Origin of the sequence: Dethiobacter alkaliphilus AHT 1 (genome assembly GCF_000174415.1) — a bacterium.
Taxonomy (GTDB): Bacteria; Bacillota; Dethiobacteria; order Dethiobacterales; family Dethiobacteraceae; genus Dethiobacter; species Dethiobacter alkaliphilus.
Genome location: NZ_ACJM01000012.1, coordinates 87965 through 98358, shown reverse-complemented (window position 1 = coordinate 98358; position 10394 = coordinate 87965). Strand labels below are relative to the sequence as shown.

At 52.9% G+C, this 10394-nt stretch carries 10 protein-coding genes, 4 tRNA genes and 1 other annotated feature; of the genes, 1 reads left to right on the top strand and 13 read right to left on the bottom strand.

Going from position 1 to position 10394, the window contains the following annotated elements; all coding sequences use genetic code 11:
• From DEALDRAFT_RS16545 to gltX, 13 genes are all read right to left on the bottom strand, one after another.
• A partial coding sequence (locus DEALDRAFT_RS16545) for a GTP-binding protein (protein WP_008517628.1) occupies window positions 1–172 on the bottom strand: 172 nt, incomplete at its 3' end.
• Window positions 173–267: 95 nt separating this feature from the next.
• Window positions 268–343, bottom strand: a tRNA-Met gene (locus tag DEALDRAFT_RS11565).
• 1 nt (window position 344) lies between these two features.
• Window positions 345–420, bottom strand: a tRNA-Thr gene (locus DEALDRAFT_RS11560).
• A gap of 17 nt (window positions 421–437) precedes the next feature.
• Window positions 438–513, bottom strand: a tRNA-Met gene (locus tag DEALDRAFT_RS11555).
• 19 nt (window positions 514–532) lie between these two features.
• Window positions 533–606: transfer RNA gene (locus DEALDRAFT_RS11550), tRNA-Gly, on the bottom strand.
• Between the two features lie 375 nt (window positions 607–981).
• Window positions 982–1647: an RNA polymerase sporulation sigma factor SigH gene (gene sigH / locus DEALDRAFT_RS11540; RefSeq protein WP_083798759.1), complete on the bottom strand. Its 666-nt coding sequence runs from the start codon at window positions 1645–1647 to the stop codon at window positions 982–984.
• A gap of 115 nt (window positions 1648–1762) precedes the next feature.
• Window positions 1763–2275 carry an NYN domain-containing protein gene (locus DEALDRAFT_RS11535; protein WP_008517624.1) on the bottom strand — a complete coding sequence of 171 codons (513 nt, stop codon included), beginning with the start codon at window positions 2273–2275 and terminating at the stop codon, window positions 1763–1765.
• Between the two features lie 4 nt (window positions 2276–2279).
• Window positions 2280–3017 carry a 23S rRNA (guanosine(2251)-2'-O)-methyltransferase RlmB gene (gene rlmB, locus DEALDRAFT_RS11530; protein WP_008517623.1) on the bottom strand — a complete coding sequence of 246 codons (738 nt, stop codon included), beginning with the start codon at window positions 3015–3017 and terminating at the stop codon, window positions 2280–2282.
• A gap of 8 nt (window positions 3018–3025) precedes the next feature.
• Window positions 3026–3712 (bottom strand): FAD-dependent thymidylate synthase, encoded by a 687-nt coding sequence (thyX, locus tag DEALDRAFT_RS11525; RefSeq protein WP_008517621.1) that lies wholly within the window; start codon window positions 3710–3712, stop codon window positions 3026–3028.
• A complete protein-coding gene (locus tag DEALDRAFT_RS11520) occupies window positions 3713–4084 on the bottom strand; it encodes a Mini-ribonuclease 3 (protein WP_008517619.1) in 372 nt (123 codons plus the stop codon). It abuts the gene before it with no gap.
• Window positions 4085–5494, bottom strand: a complete 1410-nt coding sequence (gene cysS / locus DEALDRAFT_RS11515) for a cysteine--tRNA ligase (RefSeq protein ID WP_008517617.1) — start codon at window positions 5492–5494, stop codon at window positions 4085–4087. It abuts the gene before it with no gap.
• Window positions 5491–6138 carry a serine O-acetyltransferase gene (gene cysE / locus DEALDRAFT_RS11510; RefSeq protein ID WP_008517614.1) on the bottom strand — a complete coding sequence of 216 codons (648 nt, stop codon included), beginning with the start codon at window positions 6136–6138 and terminating at the stop codon, window positions 5491–5493. Before cysE ends, cysS begins: the two co-directional genes overlap by 4 nt.
• Before the next feature lie 44 nt (window positions 6139–6182).
• Window positions 6183–6397 (bottom strand) — a binding site (T-box leader).
• An 89-nt stretch (window positions 6398–6486) separates the two neighbouring features.
• Complete coding sequence (gene gltX, locus DEALDRAFT_RS11505; protein WP_008517613.1) at window positions 6487–7950, bottom strand: glutamate--tRNA ligase; 1464 nt, start codon at window positions 7948–7950, stop codon at window positions 6487–6489.
• Between the two features lie 159 nt (window positions 7951–8109).
• Here gltX and DEALDRAFT_RS11500 point away from each other — a divergent pair, with 159 nt between their 5' ends.
• Window positions 8110–10158 (top strand): NAD(+) synthase, encoded by a 2049-nt coding sequence (locus tag DEALDRAFT_RS11500; protein ID WP_008517611.1) that lies wholly within the window; start codon window positions 8110–8112, stop codon window positions 10156–10158.
• Window positions 10159–10394: the final 236 nt, after the last annotated feature.

Below are 10394 nucleotides of genomic sequence, written 5' to 3'. Positions count from 1 at the left end.
CTTTTTCTTCAGGTGCTTTGTCGATTTCGTCGTAAGCAGTTTTGGTTGCGCCGCCTGCGGTGGAAAGACAAGTGGTGATCGCAGCGGTCAGGGTGGTCTTACCATGGTCAACGTGACCGATGGTCCCCACGTTTACGTGTGGCTTGGTTCTTTCAAACTTTTGCTTTGCCATACTAAAACCTCCTAAAACAGTAGATTTTGCTAATCAAAATAAATAAAAAAATAGCTTGGTCAAGCCTCAGCTTGTCCCAAGAATTATGTATAAATTGGTGGCGGCGCAGGGATTTGAACCCCGGACGCGGCGGGTATGAACCGCCTGCTCTACCACCTGAGCTACGCCGCCATGGAGCTCACGAGCGGGATTGAACCGCTGACCTCATCCTTACCAAGGATGTGCTCTACCTACTGAGCTACGTGAGCAAGACAAGATATAAAATTGGTTGCGGGGACAGGATTTGAACCTGCGACCTCCGGGTTATGAGCCCGACGAGCTACCAACTGCTCCACCCCGCGTCATTGCTGTTAACTTGTTTGGAGCGGGTGATGGGAATCGAACCCACGTAGCCAGCTTGGGAAGCTGGAGCTCTGCCATTGAGCTACACCCGCGCGGGCTTTCCCGACATCAGCTTCTTGATTATACAACACTTAATTTGGCATGTCAACACAGTAATTGTAGCCAATTTAAGGCTGATTGGCCATGTATTTGGTTACCTTCCCAGACATAAGAAAGGCGCGCTTATTCAGCTTCCTCAGTGCGAACTTTTCAGTGCCGGTTTCTGCTGCAGCTTTGCTAGCTGCAAAGCCTGATAATTTCCTACCGGCATAAGAAAGGCGCGCTTATTCAGGTTCCTCAGCGCGCGCTTTTGATACTGGTTGCTAGCAGCTTCGCAAATTGCCAGGCGCTATACTTTCCTGCCGGTAGAGGACACAGGAAACGGAGAGCAGGTGCTCTCCGCCTTGTACCCATCTGTCTGGAAACGGTTAACCTTCCCGCACTTCCAGATATCTTTCCAACTTCCTTTTAACACGCTGCAGTGCGTTGTCAATGGACTTGACGTGACGCTTCAGCTCCACCGCAATTTCCTGATAGGACTTTCCTTCCAGATAGAACATCAGCACTTTCCATTCCAGGTCACTTAGAATTTCGCCCATCTTAACTTCAATGTTGTCGTATTCTTCCCGGTTGATCATCAACTCTTCCGGGTCGGTTATCTTGGCCCCTGAAAGAATGTCAAGGAGCGTTCTGTCCGAATCTTCGTCATAAATCGGCTTGTTCAGTGACACATAGGAATTGAGAGGAATGTGCTTCTGCCGGGTCGCTGTTTTAATGGCCGTGATGATCTGCCGGGTAATACATAATTCGGCAAATGCCCGAAACGAAGAAAGTTTGTCCTCTTTGAAATCGCGAATGGCCTTGTACAGCCCAATCATTCCCTCTTGAATGATGTCTTCCCTGTCAGCGCCAATGAGGAAATAAGATCTGGCTTTGGCTTTCACGAAGTTTCTATACTTATTAATGAGGTACTCAAGCGCCACTTCACAGCCATCCTTGGCTTGTATGGCTACTTCTTCGTCGGTTTGCACTTCGTAATTTTCATAAACCCTGGCCAGACCACGGACTTCCTGGGCCGTAACACTCACACGCATCGCCTCCACGATTAGAAATCGTTGCACCGTAACCTGGAAAACTTACATTGCTATTATACCGTAGGGCCTGTCAAATCGTCAAGGACTTTTGGACAGGCACTGCAGACAAGCTTCGTCAACTTTTGCGGCGCCAGCGCTCCAACACTTCCCTGGTTTTTTGATCCAGGTGAATATCCAGCACCATCCGCCGCCCCCGATCACCGGAGTTTGCTTCACTTAGCTGTCTGTCCATTTCCCCAAGCTGCAGGCGCAGTTCCCGTGATGAAATTCTTGTGGCCCCCAGCCTGAGAACAAGGGACTGTTCCAGTGCATCTGAGGTGGCCACCTCCACAACATTTCCCGCCGCCACCAATTGGGCGGTGAGCCGTTCAATAACCACATCTGCCGTTTCTCCTTCGTCGCTGAAGATTACGGCAAAGGGGGCATCGCCGGGATCCTTTTCTTTGCCTCCGCTAACCCGGTAAGCATCAAAAACCACTATGATGCGGTCCCAGCGAAACTTCAGATAACGTATCAGAATACCGCACAGTTTAGCGCGGGCTTCTTCCAGGCTGACACTTTTTAGGGCCGACAAATCTTCCCAGTTCCCAATAACGTTATAACCATCTACTAGCAGTACGCTGGCCATTTCTTTAAAAACCTTCCCGCTGCCGGTAAACTTCGTACATTAACAGGGCTCCCGCCACCGAAGCATTCAAAGAAGCCACTTTACCCTGCATGGGCAGTTGAACCAGATGGTCGCATTTTTCCTTTACCAGGCGACCCAGGCCTTCGCCTTCACTGCCGATAACCAGCACGGTCCCACCCTGATAATCTCCGGTGGTGTAGACCGACTCTCCGTCCATATCGGCACCATACACCCAAAGCCCCGCATCTTTGCACTCATCCAGGCAGCGTGCCAGGTTTACCACTTTGGCCACCGGCAGGTACTCGGCGGCTCCGGCGGCGGTGCGCACGGCGGCAGGCGTCATTTGCGCAGCACGGCGCTCGGGGATAATAATCCCGTCACAGCCGGCGGCATAGGCGGTACGAATCAAAGCCCCCAGATTATGTGGGTCCTGAATATGGTCAAGCAGCACCAAAAACGGTGGTTTATCGCCGGCCTTGGCCAGGATATCGGCAAAAGGTGTATAACGAAACGGCGGCGTTTCAGCCATCACCCCCTGATGATTGCGACTGGTAGCACGTTTATCCAGCGCAGCTTTGTCCAGATACTCTACCTTGACACTATATTCTTTAGCCAGGGCAAGTATGTCATCAACAGGCTTGCCACGGGAACCTTTTTGCAATAAAATCCTGGTAATTTTTGTCCCGGCGCGCAGTGCTTCCATTACCGGGCGACGGCCTTCAATCATCCTTTTTTCTTCCATGGGACACCTCACATGTTACGGAATTTTTCCCGTACCGCGGCAAACTCACCGCAAGTCATTTCCCCCTCCGGACATGTTCCTTCACTGACGCAGGCCGGCCCGGAAACACCAAACAGGGTGGGCGCCACCTTTTTTACTTCTCTGTAAACCGCTTCGGCCAAATCCCTGATTTCCCACTGCGCCCGGTTGCAGCAGCGCAGCGCAAAGAAATTATGCAGGCTTCTGGCATTCATGGTAAATACCACCTTGGTTTCACAGGCATTGGGCAGCACATAGCGGGCATCCTCCTGATGCACCATGGCGCGCAGCTTCTCATAAGCCTGGCGGATGTTCTCCATCTGTTCATGAAAAAGCGCTTCCGCCTCGCTGTTTTCTTTAACCGAAGGCGGCACAATATATGCAAAGGCATCTTCTGTCACGTAACGCTGTGATTTTTGTGAATAGGAAGCAATGCGGTGCCGGACCAGCTGGTGCGACAGGGCCCGGCTCACTCCTTCCACTGCAAAAGTAAAGGATACGTGCTCAATAGGTGAAAAATGGCCCATTTCCACCAACTTGTTTAAAAAACGTCCGGCTTTCTCCTGGGTCAAGCCGTCCAAAAGGGTGGACGCGCCTTCCGGAGAATAGCACAGCCGGGCCGCTGCGGCCACGGTTTTTTCCGGGTCCGGAGTATAGGCTAACAGCGTCACATGCATTTATGATTCCTCCCCCATTTCAATGGCATCCAATAGTTCTTCCAGTCTGTGGTGCTCCCCGTTTAAATACAACCAGCCCAGCAGGGCTTCAAAGCCGGTGGCCCGCCGGTACGCAGCCATATCTGCATTTTTGGGCACCCGGCTTTTGGTGTTGCGGCCGCGGCGGACAATTTCCGCCTCCTCTTCTGAGAGAAGCGGCTCAATTTGCCCAAGAGCCGCGTCCTGTCCTTCAGCCCGCACCAACCGTGTGGCCCTGCGGTGCAGCTGGCGTACCGGCAACGCCTTTTGCCGGGACAATTTCTGCCGGACAAAAAGCTCAAACACCGCGTCCCCGACGTAAGCCAGCATCAAGGGAGATAAATTACTGTTCATTTATTTTCTCCGCCAGCGAATCCCCTGTGGCGTATCTTCCAGCACAATCCCCATAGCCTGCAGCTGGTCTCTGATGGCATCGGCGGTGGCCCAGTCTTTTTCTTTGCGGGCCGCCTGCCTTTTTTCAATCATTTCATTAACGGTGGCATCCAAATCTTCATCGTCCTGCTTTTGGAAAAAGCCCAAAACACTGCCCAGCTCTTCAAACAGCGCCAGGGTTTTTTCCACCACCTGCCGGGATACCTGGGCGTTTTTCAGATAAGCATTGGTTTCCCGGGCCACATCAAAGAGAACCGCCAACCCGTCGGCAGTATTAAAGTCATCATCCATGGCCTCCACAAAACGGCCGCGGTGCGCCTCCAATGCCGCCAGCCTTTCCGTCGCATCCGCCGAATCCCCCTGCCCTTCAGGCAGCTTTTCCAGCAAATCCCGCAGGTTGTATACCACGTTATTTAACCTGTCCAAACCGCTTTTGGCCTGCTCCAAAAGATCCGGCGAATAGTTAATGGGATTGCGGTAATGGGCAGAAAGCATAAAGAACCGGACAATCTGGGGGTCAATCTGCTTGCGGATTTCCCGCACCGTCATAAAATTACCCAGGGACTTGGACATTTTCTCCTGATTAATGTTCAGGTAGCCGGCATGGAGCCAGTATTTGGCGAAAGGCTGGCCGGTAGCGCCTTCACTCTGGGCCTTCTCGTTTTCATGGTGGGGGAAAATCAAATCGGGCCCGCCGGCATGGATATCCAGTGTATCCCCCAGGTATTTGGAAGACATGACGGAACACTCAATATGCCAGCCGGGGCGGCCTTTGCCCCAGGGGCTTTCCCAGGCCGGCTCACCGGGTTTTTGTTTTTTCCACAGCACAAAATCCAGCGGATGTTTCTTGCGCTCATCCACATCTACCCGGGCGCCGGATTCCAGTTCATCCAGAGGCTGGTGGGAAAGTTCACCGTAATTATCAAAGGCCGGGGTATGAAAATATACGTCTCCGTCCACCTCATAGGCCATGCCTTTGGCTTCCAGTTTCTGAATTAACTCAACCATTTCCTCAATATGCTCGGTGGCTTTGGGATGCTCATCGGCGGGTTCCACGCCCAGTGCTTCCACATCCTCAAAATACGCTTCAATGTAGCGCTCCGCTAACTCAGGCACCGTAATTCCCAGTTCGTTAGCCCGCTTAATCATCTTGTCATCAATATCGGTAAAATTTTGCACAAACGTAACATCATAACCGCGCCAGCGCAAATATCGCCGAATCACGTCAAACACAATAAAGATACGGGCATTACCAATATGGAAATAATCATAAACCGTGGGGCCGCAGGCATAGATTCCCACTTTTTTACCTTCCACCGGCACAAACTCTTCTTTTTTCCTGGTCAGTGTATTGAATACGCGCACACTCACTTGGCTTTTCCCTCCTTAATACACTTCTCCTGTTGGAAGCGCAAATCAATCTGATTCTGCAGGCAGTGCAGCATCTCCGCCACCGGATCCGGCAGATCCTCATGGTTTAAATCCACCGACGGAATACGTTCTCCGTCATAGATTACCACCCGGCCGGGCACACCCACCACCGTTGTGTGGGCAGGCACATTGTTTAGTACCACCGACCCCGCACCAATTTTGGCATAGTCGCCGATTACAATGGGGCCCAGCACCCTGGCTCCGGTGCCCAGCACCACATTGTCTCCCACGGTGGGATGTCGCTTGCCTTTTTCCTTGCCTGTCCCGCCCAGAGTAACGCCCTGGTACATGGTGACGTTATCACCCACCTCTGCCGTTTCACCAATAACAATACCCATTCCATGGTCAATAAAAACACCATCACCGATTTTGGCGCCGGGATGAATTTCCACCCCGGTGAGCAGTCGGGCAATTTGTGAAATCACCCTTGGTACGAGGACCAGTCCCCGCCGGTGCAGGGCATGGGCCAGCCTGTGAAAAATAATAGCATGGAGTCCGGGGTAGCACAGGATAACCTCCAGCAAACTTTTTGCCGCCGGATCCCGTTCAAATATTGCTTTAATGTCGTTTTTCAGCCGCTTCATTTTTCTTCTCCCCCAGCATTTAAAATAATAAAAACCGCCTCTGTATCAGAGACGGCATAATCCGCGGTTCCACCCTGTTTGGGCATAAATGCCCCACTCATCAGGATAACGGCTTTTATTGCCGTGCCTTCCTACTCCAATTTCAAAAGGCAAGCTCCGGGGCGCACTTGGGGCCATTTCACCGAAAGCCTCTTCCAGCCAGTGGAGGCTTCTCTCTGACAGCTCTTTTGGCCTTACTCTTCCCCGTCATCGCAAAGGAATCTTTAATTACCTCTATATTATAGAAGGACGACTGCAAAGTGTCAACAGGCAGGCCCTTTGGCCTGCCTGTTAATTGCTGCAAATTGCTTAGAGCTGCTTTAGCGTATACTCCAGACGACGGGCCACCTGTTGTGGGCCCAGCAAAGTAAGAAGAGCATTGAGATCCGGACCCTGGGAACGGCCGGAAACGGCTACCCGCACCGTCATAAACAAAGCCTTGCCTTTTACGCCCTGCTCCTTGCCGATGCCTTTTAAAATGGCTTTGACCGTCTCTCCGTCCCACTCCTGAAGCTCCAGAGCCTTTTGGCGAAAGGCGGCAATTACCGCCGGAGATGTCTCCAAAGCCAACACCGCTTTGGCATCTTCGTCCTCCTGGTCCAGCTCAGGCTCCTCGCCAAAGAAGGCGGCGGCATGCTCTGTAATCTGGGCGGCGTATTCCAATTTGTCTTTTACCGCTCCCACCACCTGCTTTAGCCAGTCCAAGTCCTCTGCGGTGGGGTTTTCTGCAGCCAGTCCCGCTTGCTGCAGATGGGGCAGGCACAGGGGAAAAATCCGCTCCACAGATTCTTCCTTAATATAGTGCGAATTCATCCACTTTAGTTTGGCAAAGTTAAAAACGGCGGGACTTTTGGAAACCCTCTCCAGCGAGAAAAGGCGGGTCAGCTCTTCAATAGAGAAAATTTCCTCTTCCCCTTCCGGCGACCAACCCAACAGCGCCAGAAAATTCACCAGCGCTTCCGGGAGATAACCCTGGTTGCGGTACTGCACCACCGAGGTGGCACCGTGGCGCTTGCTCATCTTGGAGCGGTCTTCGCCCAAAATCAAAGAGATATGGGCAAACCTGGGCAGTTCAAAGGCTAATGCTTCATAAAGCAAAATCTGCCGCGGCGTATTGGATAAGTGTTCTTCACCGCGCAGGATATGGCTGACCTTCATCAGGGCGTCATCGAGAACTACAGCAAAATTATAGGTGGGAATACCGTCGGATTTGACGATGATATAATCACCGATGCCGTCGCTGTCAAAGCTCACCCGACCGCGCACCATGTCATCCACCACAATCTGTTGGCCTTCAGGGACCCGAAAACGGACCACCGGTTTGACACCCAGGGCACATTTTTCTTCCTTGTCCTTAATGGACAGATCGCGGCACTTGCCTAAATACCGGGGCAGTTCCCCTTTGGCAGAGAGCTCTTGCCGCTCGGCTTCCAGCTCTTCTTCACTGCAGTAGCAGTGGTAGGCCTGTCCCGACTCCAACAGCTTGTCAACGTAGGGCTGATAGATATCCAGCCGCTCACGCTGCCGGTAAGGACCGTTGTCGCCGCCGACGGTGATACCTTCATCCCAGTCGATACCCAGCCAGCGCAGCGAATCAAGAATCAGCTCTTCATACTCCAGGGTGGAGCGGTCCAAATCCGTATCTTCCACCCGGACAATCATTGTTCCGTTATAGCGCCGGGCAAAAAGCCAGTTAAACAACGCCGAGCGGGCGCCGCCGATATGTAAAGGACCCGTGGGGCTCGGTGCAAAACGCACCCGTACATTTTCCATTACCAATCCCTCCAGTTTGTCTCAGAAACTTTTCCTATTATATCATCAAAAGACGCCGCTTTGCAAAGCAAAAACGGGTACAATTCCCTGTGATTCCACAAACAATGTGGTTTTGTGCTATAATGGAAAGACAGTTCCATTTTGTTAGGAGGACCCTACATGAACGAATTTTTCAACCTGTACAGGCATGGCTTTATCCGCGTGGCCGTGGCGGTACCCGAAGTCCGGGTAGCAGACCCTGCCTTTAATGCAACTCACACAATACAATTAGCTGAGGAAGCGGCGGCTCAAAGGGCTGTGCTCACCCTCTTTCCCGAACTGGGAATCTCCGCCTACACCAATGAAGACCTGTTTCATCAACAGGCACTGTTGGAGAGCACGGAGAGAGAAATAAAGCGCCTGCTGCGGGAAACCAGCTTCCTGGACTCCATTTTGGTGGTGGGCGCACCTGTCCTGGTGGACTCTTCCCTTTATAACTGCGGGCTGGTACTGCACCGCGGCCAGATTCTGGGTATCGTACCCAAAACATACCTGCCCAATTACCGTGAATTCTATGAAGGGCGTCATTTCCGCTCTCCGGATACCACAACCCGAAATACAATTGAATACTGCGGCCAGGAAGAAATCCCCTTCGGCACCGACCTGCTTTTTAACGTCCGCAACATTCCCAACTTTATTTTTGCCCTGGAACTTTGTGAGGATTTGTGGGTACCGGCTCCCCCTTCCAGCTTTGCCGCTTTAGCAGGAGCCACTGTTATTGCCAACCTGACCGCCACCAACCTCACCATCGGCAAGGCGGATTACCGAAATGCCCTGGTCTCCAACCAGTCGGCAAGGTGTCTGTGCGGCTACATGTATTCCGCCGCCGGGCCCGGTGAATCCACCACCGACCTGGCCTGGGACGGCCAGGCACTGATTTATGAAGCCGGTGAATGCCTGTCTAAATCCAGCCGCTTTGACCTGGAGTCACGGCTGACTTATAGCGAAATTGACCTGGACAAGCTGGTGATGGAGCGAACCAGGCAGAACAGCTTTACGGAAAACGCCCGGGTACTCTCTGATTACCAACGCTTTCGCACCGTCCACTGCGACATTCAACTCACCGACGGTGAACTGCTTTTGACCCGCCAATATCCCCGCTTTCCCTTTGTCCCCTCCGGCGAAAAAGACCGCGACCGCAACTGTTATGATGCCTATAACATCCAGGTACACGGCCTGGTTAAAAGGCTGCAGTACACTAAATCTGAAACTATTATTATCGGCATTTCCGGCGGACTGGACTCTACCCAGTCGCTTTTGGTGGCAGCCAAAGCCGCCGACATGCTGGGCTGGCCCCGGGAGCGCATCCGTGCCTACACCATGCCCGGTTTTGCCACCTCCTCCCGTACCAAAGAGAATGCCTGGCGGCTTATTAAAGCTCTGGGTGTCTACGGCGAGGAGTTGGACATCCGCCCCGCCTGCAATCTCATGCTCTCCGACATCGGCCACCCGGCCTCCGGGGGCACCGGCGACTATGACGTCACCTATGAGAACATCCAGGCCGGCCAGCGCACCTCCACCCTGTTTCGCCTGGCCAACATGCACAAAGGAATAGTGCTGGGCACCGGCGACTTAAGTGAGCTGGCGCTGGGCTGGACCACCTACGGCGTAGGGGACCATATGTCCCACTACAACGTTAACGGCAGTGTACCCAAAACGCTGATACAGTACCTTTTGCGCTGGCAGACCGTGCCCGGCCGGGTAGACGAAGACACCCGTAACGTGCTTCTGGATATATTAAGCACCGAAATAAGCCCGGAATTGGTTCCCGGCAAAAGCGATGCGGACCAGCCGTCCCAGCGCACCGAAGATTTTATCGGACCCTATGAGCTGCAGGACTTCCATATTTATTACACCACCCGCTATGGTTTCCGCCCCAGCAAAGTAGCATTTCTGGCCTATAACGCCTGGCATAACAAAGAACAGGGCAGCTGGCCCGATATCCCTGAAGAAAAACGCAACCAGTACACCATCGGTGAAATCAAACACTGGCTGGAAATATTCGTCCGGCGCTTCTTTGCCCGCAGCCAGTTTAAACGCTCGGTGATGCCCGACGGGCCCAAAGTGGGTTCCGGAGGATCCCTCTCCCCCCGGGGTGACTGGCGCGCCCCCAGCGACAGCGAAGCCACCCCCTGGCTGGAAGACCTCTCCCGCATCCCCGAAAACTAGCGCTCGAACCCTTTTTCGTCCCCCTCGGACTGGGGTTCGACCCCAAATAGTTTTATCTTTAACTTAAAAGGCACACCACTTCATTTTTTGTGGTGTGCCTTACGTTTTGTTGTTCTAAGGGGTCAAACCCCGGGTTTTCTCTCTTTCGGTTTTTCCCGAGCCAGGGGTCAGACCCTTTTTCGCCTTTCTTCCCGACTTAAGGGTCTGACCCCGTCCCCATCATAAATGGTTTTATC